The sequence below is a fragment of the Streptomyces sp. NPDC058045 genome (assembly GCF_042885635.1).
Lineage (GTDB): Bacteria > Actinomycetota > Actinomycetes > Streptomycetales > Streptomycetaceae > Streptomyces.
This window is the reverse complement of the sequence record NZ_JBHVRR010000012.1, coordinates 125,405-140,265: the sequence shown is the minus strand read 5'-3', so window position 1 is coordinate 140,265 and position 14,861 is coordinate 125,405. Positions and strand designations below refer to the sequence as shown.

Here is a 14,861-nt window from a genome sequence, read left to right as displayed (position 1 = left end):
ACGCACCCCGCGGCCACCCCACCGCTCCTACCGCACGAGTCTGACCGGACCCGTGTCCAACGGCGGCCGCCAGCAGTCGACTTGAGGCCAGTCCCCCACCACCCCACCCTCACCCCCCGAGACGGCCTCCGTCTCACACCACACCGTCTTGCCGCCGTCCCGCTGCTCGACGCCCCACCGCAGCGTGAGCGCGTCCAGCAGGACCAGCCCGCGCCCCGACTCGTCGTCCTCCCCCACCGCACCCCGCAGCACCGGCAGCGCCCGCGGATCCGGATCGCTCACCTCAAGCCGGGTACGGTCCCCGGCGCAGCTCAGCCGCACGGTGACCGGGACGCCCTCACCGACGTGCAGGATGACGTTGCCGAGGAGTTCGCTGGCGCAGAGCTGGAGGTCGGGGCACTCCGCACCGAGGTGCGCCCGCAGCGCCTGCCGCACCTCCGGTACCGACTTGGGTGTGGCCAGCAGTTCCAGGGTGAGCGGCGGCCACATCACGCAACTCCCTTGCGCAGCACGTCGATCAGGGCCTGAGCGGTACGCATGTTGCAGTTGCCCAGCGCGATCAGCGGCCGGTTCAGGGTCGAGGCGAAGACCGGCGGATCGATGCCGAGGGACGGCAGGACGATGCCGTGCGCGGCGAGTGCGGCCCGCAGTTCCTCGGCGCAGTTCTCCGCCTCGGGGTCGCTCGCGGGGAGGGAGGGTTCGTACATGGGCTCACGCCTTCCAGTGCGCTCTGTGATGAACGAGTCACAGCGTGCCGCCGAGGCGCGTACCGTGGAAGGACTTCGGGCTCCCGCTCGTGAACTGCGGGTATACGGCCCGCAGTCGGGCTCGGCACGTGAACGCGGACGGCCCGGCGGAAACCTCGGAAATCGGCCGGCCGACGACCACCGGCAGCGGAACACCGGAGCGTGAACGATGGGCAAACCCAAGGAGATTGACGGTTCGGCGAGCGTGCCGACCTTCTACGGCCGGGAGTTGAGGTGGAAGCGGGAACAGGTCGGGCTGTCGCAGAAGGAGGTGGTGGAGGGCAGCTACTACAGCCACACCCACCTCAGCGAGATCGAACGCGGCGAGCGGCGGATGCCCGCCGATCTCGCCGAACACGTCGACCGCGTCCTGAACACGGACGGCTTCTTCTCCCGCCGCTGCGAGGACGTACGGAAGGCCCGACTGCGGGGGCACGCACGGTACTTCGAGCGGGCCTTGGAGGCGGAGAAGCGGGCGGACACCATCGAGGAGTGGTGCCCGACGGTGCTTCCCGGGCTTCTCCAGACGGAGGCGTACGCGCGAGCGGTGGTCCAGGCCACACACCCGTTGGCTCCGGACGAGGAGGTGGAGGCGAAGGTCGTCTCCCGAATGGCTCGATCCCAGCTCTTCGAGGACGACCATACGAAGCCCGAATACTGGGTGATCCTGGACGAGTCACTGCTGTCCCGCCCCATCTTGCCGCCCGAGCAGGCGGCCGAACAACTGGAGCACATCGCGGCGTTGGCCCGGCGCCGACGGATCGTTCCACAGGTCCTCCCGTGGAACCGCGGCCCTCATCCGTTCATGTTCGGCACAGCCACGCTCATGTCTTTCCCCGATGCCCCGCCTCTGGTCTATACGGAGGCGCAGTACAGCGGGGACACCATCGATGATCCGGCGCTCGTGAAGCAGTACGGCAAGGCATACGATCGGCTGAGGGCCGCCGCACTTCCGCTGGAGGCGTCCCTCACCCTGATCCAGCGAGCGGCTGAGGATGAGCGAAATGGCAAGCAACAAGACTGACCTGACCGATGCCGTGTGGCGCAGCAGCAGCTACAGCAACGGCGACGGCGGGAACTGTGTGGAGGTCGTGGACGGGCACACCGGCATAGTCCCCGTCCGGGACTCCAAGGTCCCCAACGGTTCGTTCCTGACTATTGCCGCACCCGCCTGGGCCTCCTTCGTAAACAGCCTCAAGGACTAGTTGTCGGGGGAAGGCCACATGCCGAGCAACGCTATCGACCTGACCAACGCCGCCTGGCGTAGCAGTAGTTACAGCAATGGCAGCGGCGGCGAGTGCGTACAGGTAGCAGCGGCCTTCCCCGGCGCGGCGAACTGGCGCAAGAGCAGTTACAGCAACGGCGACGGCGGAGAGTGCGTGGAGGTCGCTGATGGTCACCCCGGCGTCGTCCCCGTCCGCGACTCCAAGGCTCCCGAAGGTCCCTTCCTCGCCGTCGCCGCCACCGCCTGGACCTCGTTCGTAGGCGGGCTCAAGGCCTAAAGGTACGTTGGCGCAGCGCCTCGTGCGAGCGAGTTCGCCTGATGCCCGATCGTGATCCAGGGTGTACAACTCCGTGTGGATCCCGGCTGTCTGAAAAGCGCGCCGGAGGATGAGTCTCCGGCGCCTATCGGTACAGGGATCGGGGATCAAGTGGGGAAGAAGCTCTGGAGAGTTGTCGTGGCCGGTGGCGCGGCAGCGGTGTTCACCGGCGTGGCCGCGGTTCCGGCCGGCGCGGCCGAAGGCGGGGCCTCGTTCAGCCGTGTCCAGGTGAACGGCGGCAAGCCGGTCGTGCTCGGGGTGTCGAAGGAGGTCGCGGTGCCGACTTCCTTCAGGGTGACGACCGCCCACCCGGTGAAGTGGTCGATGGCGTTTCTGTACCGCGTCGATACGAGTAACCACCTGTGGCACGGCATCGAGACAAGCGACTGCATCGTGGTAAGCCCGAGCGTCTGCGACATCGACGAGACGATGTACTTCGAGCCGGGCCTGTATGACATGCGCAACAGCGAGGCCGGGGCCTGGAAGGTCGCGGCCGAGGTGCGTTTCCAGGACAACAGCGGTGACACTGACAAAAAAGACCTCACGGTCTACGTCAAGCGCAACTCCCGCCTGACCGTGAACGCCTCACCCGAGCCGGCGGCCAAGGGCAGCACCATCACGGTGACCGGAAAGGTCACGCGGGCCAACTGGGAGACCAGGAAGTACGCCTCCTACGGAGGCCGCCTGGTGAGTCTGCAGTTCAAGCCCACCGGAGCCTCCTACACCACGGTGAAAAAGGTGTACGCGAACAGCTCGGGTGCTCTCAAGACGACCGTGAAGGCATCCACGACGGGCACGTGGCGCTGGGTGTACTACGGCAACACCACCACAGGGAAGTCGACTTCGGCCGGGGACAACGTCGTGGTGAAGTGATGTCCCCGGGCCGCCGCTCGCCCTGCCCGGCAGCCACTTCCCCCGCGCGCCCGCCGACGAGGCCCCGGCGTCACCCCTCTTCGGGTAGTTCGGTGATCTCGTCGGTGGTGACTGCGGCGATGAGGATCAGGGGGGCGTCGCCGTCGCTCTGGTTGAGGGAGAGGGCGATCCAGCGGCGGTCCGGGGCCGCGGTCGGGAGTGGGCCGCCCCAGACCGTGAGGTCGCCGTAGCAGTCCTCGTCGGCCAGGGCCTGGAAGAACTCGGGCATGGGGCGGCCGGTCTGCTTGCGGAAGAGGGGGACATGCATCCGCACCGTCCGGTGGGCGCCCCAGCGGGCGTCCAACTCCCGTACCAGTGCGGCCAGATGAGCGGACGCGGCGTCCTGGGCGGCGTTCCACTCGTCGGCGGGCCGCTGCTCGAAGGATTCGCTCTCCCAGAGGGGGGCGAAGACGAAACCCCGGCCCGTGGTGACGGTCCACTCGCCGGTGGCCGGGTCGCCCTCGCTGCGCGTCGGACCGGTCGCCGGTACGGGGCCGGTGAGCAGAGCCTCGATGTCGGACACGGCTCGGGTGACCGCGAAACGCTCCCCGGCGCGGGCGGTCACAGCAGGGCCCGCGCCATCGGGCGGGGCAGCGGCTCCAGTGCCCCGGCGTCCCGCAGCCGGAGGTTGGCCGCCAGTACGGCCTCGGTGTCCGAACGGGGTGCGATGTCCAACAGGGCACCGCCGTCCGGGAGTTCGGTGCGGGTGACCGCCAACTCGTCCGGCAGCAGGGCGGCGCGGGCCGGCGACAGATGGCCTACCCAGCCCACGGACGGCTCGTCCGGGTCGAAGTCGCCGTCGTCCTCAAGGGTGTCGAGCACATCGTCGTCGGTGACGCCGCCGAAGTCGGGCTCCCAGATCTCCGCCACCGCGGCGAGCAGAGCGGCGTCGGGGACCTCGGCCCCGTCCGGCGCCTCGATGCCGATGAGTACCGCTTGCAGCAGGAACTCCGAGGTGCCGCCAGCGCGGCCGCCGGTGTCGATCCGCCAGCCCGCGGCGTTCCCGGCGACCAGGCTCAACCCGGTGCCGGTGGTGTCCGTCCACCCGTCGGCCGCCTGTACGGCACGCAGCGCGGCGAGCAGGGACGGCTCGTCGGCCCGCAGCGCGGTGGCGGGTCCCTCGGACTGCACCTGCTGCCACGTCCACGGCGCACCACCGGCGCCCGCCGTACCGTCCGCCGCGCCGGGGTCGGCCGCCGGGAGCAGTTCGGCGAGCCGGTCCAGTGTCCGCTTCCAGCGTCCGGCCAGCGCCTCGACGGACTCCTCCCGGGGTCCCCAGAACCCCCGCACCACACGCCGCATGTCCCGCCTCCGTCGCCTCTCACCTGCTGGTCGGACCCTCGACTCTAGTCCGGGACGGGCCGTGTCCCGCTTCAGTCGAACTGGCCCGGCTTCCTCGGGTAGTCGGCCGGCTTCTGCTTGGTGTAGACGACCTTGATCGGCAGGCCCTTCTCGCGGAACGCCTTGCGGGCCGCCTTCGCCACGTCCTCGTTGGAGAAGTGCCACTCGACGGCACGGCCACCGGAGGCGTCCACCTGCCGCTGCGCCTCGTCCACGAACTTCTTCTTGCCGGAGTCCGTCAGCGTGCGGCGGTCCGCCTTGGACAGATAGCTCTCGTAGCCGTTCTTGGCCTCCAGGAAGGTCTGCCGGCCGGAGTCCCAGCCGTCGTAGTCGACCGGATTCTCGCCCTCCTTCGGGTGCGGGACCGAGTACTCCTTGCCGCGCTGGCGGCCGGTGATCTGCTCCTCGTACCTCAGCCAGGACTCGTTCTTCCAGTTCGGCTCGGGGTTGCGGTCGCGCCCGGCCCAGTAGCCGTTGCCGCCGTCCGCGTCGCCGTACTTCGGGTCCTTGAGGTGCTTGTTCCACTCGGTGCGGTCGTAGTTGCGCGGGTCGGAGGTGTCGTTGCGCTTGGCGTCCGGGTACTGCTTCTTCTTCTCCAGGGCCTTGCGCGCCCGCTCCGGCTCCTCCAGCCGCTTCTGCTCCAGCCAGGCCTCCCGCTCCTTCTTGCGGGCCTCCTTCGCCTCGGCCTCGGCGGTCTTGTCGCAGCCGCCGTCGGCCAGGACGCGGTGGGCGGGGCCGCCGGCGAGGACCGTGGTGCCGGTGCCGGGGCCGCCGCCGAGCCCGGTGCCCGGGAGCGGGCCTGGTAGCGGGCCCGGTCCGGCCGCGATGGCGCAGCCCGTCTTGCGGGCCTTCGCCTCCGCCGCGTCCGCCGCCTCGTCGGCCTCCTTCGCCGCCTTGCGCACCCCGTCGAGGTCACCGGCCTTGGCGGCCTTCCGGGCGCGGCGGGCGGCGTCGCCCGCGTTCTCCGCCGCGTGCGCCGCCTTCTCGGCCAACTTGCCCAACTTGCCGGCCTTGCCGACCTTCCCCACGACCTTCGCCACGTCGTAGCCGGGGATGAACAGCGACCCGACGTTCCACACCACATCGGTGACGGCCCGGGTCTTCTCGCCGTTGTTCCAGCGCTCGCGCACCTCGTCGCCGACGAACATGTCGTCGCCGACCTTCACCACCGTCTTGACGGAGGCGCCGCCCCAGTCCTTCAGCGCGCCGAGGTAGTCGCCCTTGTCCCACTTGCTGCCGGCGTCCTTGGAGTCCTGCTTCCACTTGTCGCCGAGCTGCTTGCCGTAGTCGGCGAGCCCGGACCAGGTCTCCGGCTTGAAGAGGTCGATGATGCCGCTGACATCGCCCCACACACCGTCGTAGAACAGGCCCTTGCCGACCTGGGCGACCTTGTCCCACGCACAGCCGAAGAAGCCGTGGCACTCGTTCTTGTCCCCGCCGCTCTCGTCGCCGCCCGACCCGGTGGGCCCGTCGTCGTTCCCGACCTGGTCGTACTTGGCCTGCGGCTCCTCGTCCGTCTCCGGGTAGGTGTCGGAGCCACCGCTCGCCCCGCCGGAGGCGCCGGCGGTGCCACCTGTGCCGCCGTTTGCCCCGCCGGAACCACCGCTGGCGCCGCCGGAACCACCGCTGGTACCTGAGCCGTTGGCGCCACCCGAGCCGTTCGCACCGGCCGTACCGTGGTCGCCGCCGGAACCGTTCGCACCCCCCGAACTCCCGCCACTGCCAGAGCCGTTGGCGCCACCCGCACCGTTCGCGCCGCCACCCGAACCCTGGTCACCGCCGGAACCGTTCGCGCCGCCCGAACTCCCGCCACTACCCGAACCGTTGGCGCCACCCGAGCCGCCGACTGCGCCCGAACTCCCGCCGCTACCAGAGCCGTTGGCGCCGCCCGAGCCACCCCCGGAACCCCCCGTGGAACCGTCAGGCCCATCCCCCGCTTCCACCGAGCCGTCCTCGCCGCCGGAGGGGCAGGCGGAGCCGGTGACCGAGCAGATCGCGGAACGTATCCCGTCCGCGATGGTGGTGCCGACGCCGGACAGGGTCAGGGCCAGGACGATCGCGACGACGACGGCCACGAGTCCCGCGTACTCCACGGAGGTCTGGCCGCGGTCCCGGCGCCAGGTGATCATGTGGGCCAGCGAGAACGGCGGCTTCTCCTCCCGGTCCCCCACCGGCAGCAGGAACCACTCGCGGCTCTCCCGGCGGGTGGTCAGGACGAGGATGACCACCGGCAGGAAAAGCTGGACGAAGCCGTGCCGGGAGCCAGCCCCGACATTGGACAGCGCGCCGAGCAGCAGCCACACCTGTACGGCGAGCAGCCCGGCCCACACCCGCCGCCCGCCGGTACGGGCGCGCCGTATCAGCAGCCAGCCGAGGACACCGGGTGCGGCCGCGGCGGCCAGTACACCGAGCAGCCGCGCGCTCAGCGCGTCGGCGGCCATGGCCGAGCCGAACAGGCCGATCCCGCCGAGCAGCGTGGCGCCGAACAGCACCCGCACCAGCACACCTGCCACCACCAGCGCGGGCGGCATCCGCCGCCGCCCCGCGTGTGGCGCCACTGCTCCCCCAAACGCGGCGGGCCCACCGAACGCGGACATGCGTCCCCCCAAGTGCCTTCTGCTTCAGGCGATATGAATCCCCCTCATACCGCGCTGGAACGCCCAGATTAGGGCCAGTCGGAGCGCGGGTCAGGACCCCTCACACCACTTCCACAGCCTTGCGGCGAACATCACAGCCCGAAACGGCCGCCCCAACAGGACGTGCGCCAGACCCAGTTCAGGCCGACGCGGTCCCCAGCCAGGCCAGGGTGGCGACGGTGAGGGCGCGGACGCCGGTGTCGAGGGTGGGTTCGGGGACGGGCGCGAAGTGGGGGCTGTGATTGACGGGCACGTCCTCCGCGACGGTGCCGGCCGCCGCGGCGCGGGCGTACAGCCCGGGGTCCGTGCCGCCGATGCCCCAGTAGGTGAACGGCACGCCGAACGCCTCCGGGATACGGCTCATGTCCTCGCTGGCAGACTGGAGTTCGGCGGTGTGCGCGTCCGGTCCGAAGTGGGCGGCGAACGCCTCCGCCACCCGCCGTGTCACCGCCTCGTCGTTCACCGTCGGCGGCAGCGCGAAGAGCCGCTCGAACTCGGGCTCCCGTGGCGAACCCGAGGCCGCGCACTCCGCCCGCACCATCCGCTCGATCGCCGCCAGCACCCGGGTACGCGAACTCTCGTCGTAGGAGCGGACGTTGACCTCCAGTACGGCCCGGTCGGGGATGACGTTGGGGCCGGTGCCGGCGTGGAGGCTGCCGACGGTGACCGCGGCCGGGGTCGTCATCGCCGTCTCCCGCGACACCACCGTCTGCAACCGCACCACGATCATCGCGGCCAGCACCACCGGATCCACCGTCGCCTGCGGCATCGAACCGTGGCCGCCGCGCCCGTGCACCGTGATCCGCAGACTGTCCGCAGCCGAGAGGAACGAACCGGCCCGCGTCCCCACATAGCCCGCCGGGTACGGCAGCACATGCTGGGCCAGCACCACATCGGGGTGCGGCACCCGTGAGGTCAGCCCGTCCGCGATCATCGCGTCGGCGCCCTCACCGTTCTCCTCCGACGGCTGGAACAGCGCAAGGAAGGTGCCCCGCCACTCGTCCCGCGCCCCGGACAGCAGCCGTGCGCACCCCACCAGGCAGGCCACATGCATATCGTGCCCGCAGGCGTGCATCATCGGCTGCCCGACCCCGTCGTCCCCGGTCACGGTCACGGTGGAGGCGTACGGCAGGCCGGTCCGCTCGCGTACCGGCAGGGCGTCCATATCGGCGCGCGCCATCACCACCGGGCCGTCCCCGTTGGCCAGCACCCCGACCACACCGGTCCCGCCGATCCCCGCCACGACGTCGAGACCGGCGGCCCGGAGCGCCTCCGCGGCCTTCCCCGCCGTCCGGTGCTCGCGCATACCGGGCTCGGGGTGCCGGTGCAAGTCCCTGTACAGCTCCAGCAGTTCGCCCCGCGCCCCGCCGAGCCCACCCAGCACCGCCCGCTCCGCCCGCGTACCGACCGTGCCCGCAGTCCCGTTCATGCCACCTGTGCCGCCGCTCATGCCGCTCCCCGCTCCTCACCTGGCCGACCACGCCAACGCCCACGCCACGGTAGGCCGGGGAACGGGATCAGGGCGACCGCCAGTCTCGCCAGGCGGTCTTGCCGGTGCCGGGTCGGCGCCGGAGGATAACCCTTTCACCCTCGCCACCATCGCCCGCGCCGTCCTCAACCTGCTCGACCGCGAACCGTGAGCCGCACCCGCCAACTACCCTTGCCCCGTGCCCTACTTCGACGACGATGAGCCGGTCTTCAAGCGCAACCGCTGGGGAACGAACCGCTACGAGTTCAACCCCCGCAACCCCGTCGGCTGCGCCCTGATCGTCCTCGTCCTCGTCTTCGCGGCGGTCATGCTCCTCCTCATGCACCAGCACGCGGGCCCCTTCGCCCACCCCTCGGACACCGCCCCCACCCCGTCGGCCACCGAAACGGACGACATCGGCCGATACGCGCCACCGCCGACGCGCTGACCGGCCCACGACACCCGACAGCCGTGTTCCTCAAGGGTGTTCGCCGCCTGGCACGCCTTCCCACCCCGTGCCACTACTCGGACCGCGACGATTGGAGTCCTGAATGGCCACAACGACGCACCTCTTGCCCGAGCACAACACATCATGCGAACGCGCACGACTGTCGAACTGCCACTGCTACTGCCATGGCGCGGGCCATCAGCACGACCTCATCAAGCGGGCCGTGTCCTGCACGACCGCCGACACAAACAACCTCACGCAACTACTGCACGACCTCAATGACATCTACGGAGGCTTTCACGCTGACTTTCGCGACACCGAAACCCGCTCGAGGCGAAAGATCCCGGACGGCATCACGCAGTTGAACCTGGAGCGGGGGCGCGGTGCGACTTGGGTTGAGACGCTACTGGTGGATGAGGCACTCCACGCCGCCTTCATCCAAGTCGCCCGGGCCAGCGTCACTCTCACGGAAGGGGAGCGCGCGGAGCGGCAGGCTTTCGTTGTCGAACTCGCTGAAGGCGGCCTCAGAATCATCGGCGGGGACGTCGAGAGCCACAACATCTGTGACGGCCATCTCTGGTGCAGCATCCTGGCGGAAGCGAACGATGCGGCATCGTCGGCTTCCCCCGCAGCCGCTGGACAGGCTTCGCCCCACGGACGTATTTGTTATCCACGCAACCAGAACGCGCGCATACCGCGTGAATTGGCCCGTGTACGTATAGATGGGGTGATGCACATACAGAAGACCCTCGAAGCAAACCCCGCGGTAACAGGCCGAGATGAGATCGTGCGCCTCGTCGGAGCGGCGTCATGCCCGGACCTCTGGCACCACCCGGCCGGAGTCCGCTATTCACTGCAACCGTTCACGGCCGACCCGATCTGGCCCCCGGCCGACACAACAACCCTTGCGCGCTCGCCCCAGTTCGGCATTCTCAAAGACCGATGGGGCAAGCGCGAGAACTGGTAACCGCGCACACCGCCTGCCCACCCCAGACAGCACAGGTAATCTTGCCCCACGTAGGTGCGGCCCGCCGGGCTTCCGCTCCGTCTGACGGAGTCCGAAGGAAACGCCCCCACCCGCACCAGTTCCTTCGTGCTGCCTGGGGGCATGTCTTGCTGTTCCGCGATTCCGCCGTGACCGTCGCCGCCGAGTGCCTCTCCGGTGCTCTGTTCTTCCGTTTGACGGAGCAGTTCGTGCATGTGCACGGCCACAAGCCCGGCCCCTCCGAAGTCCGTTCATGGGAGCGAAGCATCCCGGTACTCGCGAGCGCGCTCAACGACGCGGGGCTCGGGCAGGTCGAAGTACTCCTGGAATACGGCCTGCCGCTGAACAGCAAGCGCGCCGATGCCGTACTGGCCGGTGTGCATCCCCGTACCGGACTGCCGTCGTATGTCGTGGTGGAACTCAAGCAGTGGAGCAGCGCGGAACCCGACGATGACGATCCGTCGCTGTGCCGCATCGACTCATATGCCGATGCGGCGCTGAACCCCGTCGACCAAGTGCGCGGCTACTGCGAGTACCTCGTCTCCTTCAATGGAGCGCTCGCCGAACACCCGGAACGCATCAACGGTGCCGCGTATCTGCACAACGCCACCGAATTCGGGGTCAGTGGGCTCTTCGAAGCCGAGCAGGACCAATACGGCCAGCTCTTCACCGTGCGCAGCGCGGCGAGTTCATCGAATTCCTGCGTACGAAGCTAGGGCCGGAATCCGGCGCTTCGGCCGCGGACGAACTCGTCAACGGAAAGATCGGCCCGTCCAAGCAGCTCATGGCAGTGGCCGCCCAAGAGGTGCGTGAACGTGAGCAGTTCGTCCTGCTTGACGACCAGCAGATCGCGTACCGCACCGTCCTGAACGCCGTCCGCCGCGCCAGGCGATCCGACCACAAGGAGGTCGTGATCGTCACCGGCGGACCAGGCACCGGCAAGAGCGTCATCGCGCTGTCGCTCCTAGGTGAGCTGTACCGGCAGGGCAGCACCGCACTGCATGCGACGGGCTCCAGTTCGTTCACGACCACCATGCGGAAGGTCGCGGGCGCCCGGAAACGCGAAGTGAAGGACCTCTTCAAGTACTTCAACAGCTTCATGACCGCTGAGCCCAACAACCTCGACGTCCTGATCTGCGACGAAGCCCACCGCATTCGGGAGACATCGGCCAACCGCTTCACACGGGCGTCGAACCGTACCGGCAAAGCCCAGGTCGAGGAACTCATCGAGGCGGCGCGCGTCCCGGTGTTCCTGCTGGACGAGCACCAGGTCGTCCGCCCCGGCGAGATGGGCACGGTCACCGAGATCCAGGCCGCCGCCGCGAAGAAGGGGCTGCAGTGCCGGGTGGTGCCGCTGGACAGCCAGTTCCGGTGCGGCGGCAGCGATGCCTATCTGCGGTGGGTGGTAAGGCTCTTGGGGCTTGAGCCGGGTGACCCGGTCACCTGGGAACCCGACGGCAGGATGCAACTCACGGTCGCGGACAGCCCCCAGGAGTTGGAAGCGTTCCTCGAAGAGCGCCGCCTGCAGGGGTACAGCGCACGTATGTCCGCGGGTTACTGCTGGAAGTGGACGAAGAAGGTGCCCCCCCCGGACAGGCGCTCCCCGCGGACGTCGTGCTCGGGGACTGGGCACGGCCGTGGAACCTCTTCGGTGACCGGTCCGTCGGGGGCGCACCTCCGTCCGCTCTGTGGGCGACCGATCCGGCCGGATTCGGGCAAGTAGGCTGCGTGTACACGGCGCAGGGCTTTGAGTACGACTGGAGCGGCGTCATCATAGGTCCCGACCTGGTGTGGCGCGGCAACCACTGGGTCATCGACCGGTCCGCGTCCAAGGATCCGGTCTTCAAGAAGTCCACTCCGGAAGCCGATGTGAACCGGCTGATCCGCAACACATACAAGGTGCTGCTGACGCGAGGGATGATCGGGACGGTGGTGTATTCGGCCGACGCCGAGACACAGCGGAAGCTCCACTCGCTGACTGCTGCGACCCCGGATTTCGCGGCCGTGTGAAGCCGTGGCCGTAGAGGGCGCTCATCCAGGCGGACCGAGGACCACCGAACATCCACCGCGATGATCAAGTCGACAGCCGGCGGCCGACTTCCTGACGGCCGCGGCCGATTCAGGGTGTTGAATCCAGACATGCCGTAAGTGCCGGAGCAACCGCCCCCCTCTGCTCCCTCTCCTTTCCCCCCGCTCCAGCGCCCGCTGGAGTACTGGCTCTCCCCGGACCTCTGCCGCCTCCGCCCCGAGGACGCTCCCTCGCGGCTGCGGGAGATCGCCACCGCACGCGGCGCGTACATGGGTGCCTGGGCCGCGGGGATCGGAGTGGGCGCGGAGATGATCGTTCTGGGCGTCTGCCTGGGCTGTGGCTGAAAACCCCCACACCCGCCCTGGCCGTCGGACTCCCGGGTGCCGCGCTCGCCGCGCTCTGCCGTGTGTTCTACGCGCGCGTCCCCGACCGCCTGCCGAAGACGGGCCGCCCCGTCAGCCGCCGCGGCCCCGGCGGCCCCCGTCAGGCGCTGTCGTTCCTCGGTTTCATCCTGTTCGCCTTCCTCGCGGTCTCCGCCCTCGGTGCGAAGCCGGACACCTGGCACGACCCCTCGCGGCTGCTCCCACTCGCCGCGGTCCTGGTGTACATGACCGGCCTGCTCGTGGCCGCGATCGTCGTCCCCGCGACCATCATGGGACGGGCCCGCGAGTCCCTCCGCCGCAAGGCCCGGAGCGACGCCCGCTTCCGGGCCCTGCTCGAAGAGGACCTCGCCACCTGGCGCGCCCCCGCCGGCCTCGCCTCGTACGGCCCGCTGTGAAGAACGAAAGAGGCGCGATGAGGGAACCCACGCCGCACACATCCCCGTTCGGCTGGACCGCGACCAGCGACACCGCGGGCACCACCGTCTCCCTGCACGACCCGCGGGGACAACTCCGCGCGACCTGGCCCCAGCAGGAGCGAGAGGCCAAGCTGCACATCATCCGCCTCCGGCCGAACCACCAGCACCGGGTGACGCTGCACGAGGGCGCGAGCCCGGCAGGCGAAGCCACCCTCGACAACGGCCGCCCCCGCCCGGTACGCCGCCGCGACCACAACGGCTCCCTCACCCTGCACGGCCGCACCCTCGCCGCCGGACACAGGGGCTCGTTCGGCCGACACACACTGGACCGCGCCCAGCCCCTCGACCCGACCGACGAACTCGCCCTCGCCCTCTTCTGGTTCGCGATCACCCCCGGCAGACCGGGCATGATCTGGATGACCTTCGAATCCGTCTGACGGGAGCGGGCGGGGCGGTGAGCGCCCGTAAGCCCACGGTCACGGCCTGCGGCCGGTGACGTCGTACTCGAACAGTGCCTTGTTGCTGTTCCGCTTGCGGATCACCTCGATGTTCACCTCCGCGTAGCCGAGTTCACGGAGCATCGCGGCGTACCACTCGTGGGCGGGAACCTCGTGCTTGTAGAACGTCGAGTTGCCGATGATGTACGAGACGCCGCCGCCGGGCTTCACCTGTGCGGTGATCGCCTGGAAGTGCAGCCACATGTCGTGGTGGTACTTGTGCACGTAGTTCGCGAGCAGGGGTCCGTTCTTCCCGCCGTCCTGGCTGATCCGCTCGCACACCTTCGCCATGGCCTCGTCGACCGGCGTCTCGACCTCGGGCGTCCAGGTGTTCAGCTTGCTCGTCGCGGTCCCCCAAGTGCCCCCGATGGCTCGCCAGTCGAGGTCACCGGCGTCGCTCGCCCGATCGAGACGGCGGAGCCAGTACATGTAGGGGCGCAGCTCGCGGATGTACGACATCCGGTTGACGTAGGGCGGGGAGGTGAGCACGAGGTCGGCCTGCCGGAGGTCCTTGACCCCGGCACGGGAGTCACCGTGATGGATGGTCGCCGAGCCGGTGAGGTCGTACCGCGCCGACTCGACGAGGGCGACGACCTCGGTGTTGAAAGCGGCGAACGTCCGCTCCGCGTCATCCATGTCGAAGAGCACGGGCTCGCCCGACGACTCGTTGAAGGACATGCTCTGGTGATTGAAAGCGGCGTTCGAGCACGAGATCAGGCATCGGCACAGCGCGATCTCCAACAGGTCCTCGACCGGGCCGACATGCTCGTCGATCGAGTGCCGCAGCGCCTTGAGCGCGTGCAGCGCGCCCGGGGACCACCACTTCTCGATCTTGAACAGGTTCGGCTGCCAGAGGTCGTTGTCCTCCTTGTGCTTACGGGCGTCGGCGAGTACGGCCCGCGCCGCGTCCGCCGTCGCCAGCAGCGTCTCCGGAGAGTAGTTCGAGACCTTCGCCGTACCGAGCCAGATGAGGAACGGATTCACATCGACGCTCTGCCCGATGTGACCGAGCTCGGCCGCCGCGAGCGGCGTGGTCCCGGTACCGGAGAACGGATCGGTGACGATCGACCCGGCCGGCAGTCCGGCCAGCCGATCCCGCACCAGGCGTACGCCGTAGGCCGGCGTCAGGCGGAGCCACCCGTGGCGGCCGACGCCCATGTTCGCCCGGAATGTCAGTTGTTCGTTCCGCGTCAGCGCCGCGCGGTCGACCGTCAGGGTCACTTGGCCTCCAGGAGGGCTCGAAGGATGTCCTCCATACCGGCGGGCAGTAGTCGAGCCCCATCCAGTGATAGAGCGGATCCTCACCGTAGAGATCGGTGCATCCCTCCAGGTCGACCTCGCCGGATCTCCCCATCTTCGGCAGGTAGTTCGCAGACTTCCGCGACGGCTCAAGAATGATCTCGACGTACTGCCGATCCCGACCTGCCACCGCGGCGCCGACTACACGTTGAACCGGAAC

At 69.3% G+C, this 14,861-nt stretch carries 16 protein-coding genes and 1 pseudogene; 10 read left to right on the top strand and 7 right to left on the bottom strand.

Annotation, left to right across the window (positions count from 1 at the left end):
• Positions 1–27 precede the first annotated feature (27 nt).
• Together ACFVST_RS10855 and ACFVST_RS10850 are read right to left on the bottom strand one after the other, a co-directional pair.
• A complete protein-coding gene (locus tag ACFVST_RS10855) occupies positions 28–489 on the bottom strand; it encodes an ATP-binding protein (protein ID WP_390149011.1) in 462 nt (153 codons plus the stop codon).
• Complete coding sequence (locus tag ACFVST_RS10850; protein WP_390149009.1) at positions 489–707, bottom strand: hypothetical protein; 219 nt, start codon at positions 705–707, stop codon at positions 489–491. The genes ACFVST_RS10855 and ACFVST_RS10850 overlap by 1 nt, the downstream gene beginning before the upstream one ends.
• Positions 708–915: 208 nt before the next feature.
• Between ACFVST_RS10850 and ACFVST_RS10845 the strand changes: the two genes are divergently transcribed.
• From ACFVST_RS10845 to ACFVST_RS10830, 4 genes are all read left to right on the top strand, one after another.
• A complete protein-coding gene (locus tag ACFVST_RS10845; protein WP_390149007.1) occupies positions 916–1,770 on the top strand; it encodes a helix-turn-helix domain-containing protein in 855 nt (284 codons plus the stop codon).
• Complete coding sequence (locus tag ACFVST_RS10840) at positions 1,751–1,951, top strand: DUF397 domain-containing protein (protein ID WP_390149005.1); 201 nt, start codon at positions 1,751–1,753, stop codon at positions 1,949–1,951. Before ACFVST_RS10845 ends, ACFVST_RS10840 begins: the two co-directional genes overlap by 20 nt.
• A gap of 18 nt (positions 1,952–1,969) precedes the next feature.
• On the top strand, positions 1,970–2,248 hold the full coding sequence (locus ACFVST_RS10835; protein WP_390149003.1) for a DUF397 domain-containing protein: 279 nt from the start codon (positions 1,970–1,972) through the stop codon (positions 2,246–2,248).
• A 150-nt stretch (positions 2,249–2,398) separates the two neighbouring features.
• Positions 2,399–3,160, top strand: coding sequence for a hypothetical protein (locus ACFVST_RS10830; RefSeq protein WP_390149002.1), 762 nt, complete (start codon positions 2,399–2,401; stop codon positions 3,158–3,160).
• 70 nt (positions 3,161–3,230) lie between these two features.
• Here the strand turns inward: ACFVST_RS10830 and ACFVST_RS10825 are convergent, their stop codons facing one another.
• The 4 genes from ACFVST_RS10825 to ACFVST_RS10810 form a co-directional block, all read right to left on the bottom strand.
• Positions 3,231–3,764, bottom strand: coding sequence for a hypothetical protein (locus tag ACFVST_RS10825; RefSeq protein WP_390149000.1), 534 nt, complete (start codon positions 3,762–3,764; stop codon positions 3,231–3,233).
• The gene (locus ACFVST_RS10820) at positions 3,761–4,501 is read right to left on the bottom strand and encodes a hypothetical protein (protein WP_390148999.1); all 741 of its coding nucleotides are present in this window, start codon (positions 4,499–4,501) and stop codon (positions 3,761–3,763) included. The genes ACFVST_RS10825 and ACFVST_RS10820 overlap by 4 nt, the downstream gene beginning before the upstream one ends.
• 71 nt (positions 4,502–4,572) lie before the next feature.
• Entirely contained in the window at positions 4,573–7,137 is a 2,565-nt protein-coding gene (locus ACFVST_RS10815; protein ID WP_390148997.1) for a Tox-REase-5 domain-containing protein, read from the bottom strand.
• 178 nt (positions 7,138–7,315) lie between these two features.
• A complete protein-coding gene (locus ACFVST_RS10810) occupies positions 7,316–8,605 on the bottom strand; it encodes an amidohydrolase (RefSeq protein ID WP_390149053.1) in 1,290 nt (429 codons plus the stop codon).
• 238 nt (positions 8,606–8,843) lie between these two features.
• On the opposite strand from ACFVST_RS10810, the gene ACFVST_RS10805 reads away from it, so the two are divergent.
• From ACFVST_RS10805 to ACFVST_RS10780, 6 genes and pseudogenes are all read left to right on the top strand, one after another.
• Positions 8,844–9,092 (top strand): hypothetical protein, encoded by a 249-nt coding sequence (locus ACFVST_RS10805; protein WP_390148995.1) that lies wholly within the window; start codon positions 8,844–8,846, stop codon positions 9,090–9,092.
• Between the two features lie 103 nt (positions 9,093–9,195).
• Entirely contained in the window at positions 9,196–10,059 is an 864-nt protein-coding gene (locus tag ACFVST_RS10800; RefSeq protein ID WP_390148994.1) for a hypothetical protein, read from the top strand.
• Between the two features lie 146 nt (positions 10,060–10,205).
• Positions 10,206–12,087 (top strand): annotated as a pseudogene (locus ACFVST_RS10795) (DNA/RNA helicase domain-containing protein).
• Positions 12,088–12,225: 138 nt separating this feature from the next.
• On the top strand, positions 12,226–12,450 hold the full coding sequence (locus tag ACFVST_RS10790) for a hypothetical protein (protein ID WP_390148992.1): 225 nt from the start codon (positions 12,226–12,228) through the stop codon (positions 12,448–12,450).
• A gap of 62 nt (positions 12,451–12,512) precedes the next feature.
• Positions 12,513–12,884: a hypothetical protein gene (locus tag ACFVST_RS10785; protein ID WP_390148990.1), complete on the top strand. Its 372-nt coding sequence runs from the start codon at positions 12,513–12,515 to the stop codon at positions 12,882–12,884.
• Between the two features lie 17 nt (positions 12,885–12,901).
• Positions 12,902–13,342 carry a hypothetical protein gene (locus ACFVST_RS10780; protein WP_390148989.1) on the top strand — a complete coding sequence of 147 codons (441 nt, stop codon included), beginning with the start codon at positions 12,902–12,904 and terminating at the stop codon, positions 13,340–13,342.
• A 39-nt stretch (positions 13,343–13,381) separates the two neighbouring features.
• On the opposite strand, the gene ACFVST_RS10775 is transcribed toward ACFVST_RS10780, so the two are convergent.
• Positions 13,382–14,623, bottom strand: coding sequence for a DNA methyltransferase (locus tag ACFVST_RS10775; protein WP_390148987.1), 1,242 nt, complete (start codon positions 14,621–14,623; stop codon positions 13,382–13,384).
• Between the last annotated feature and the right edge of the window lie 238 nt (positions 14,624–14,861).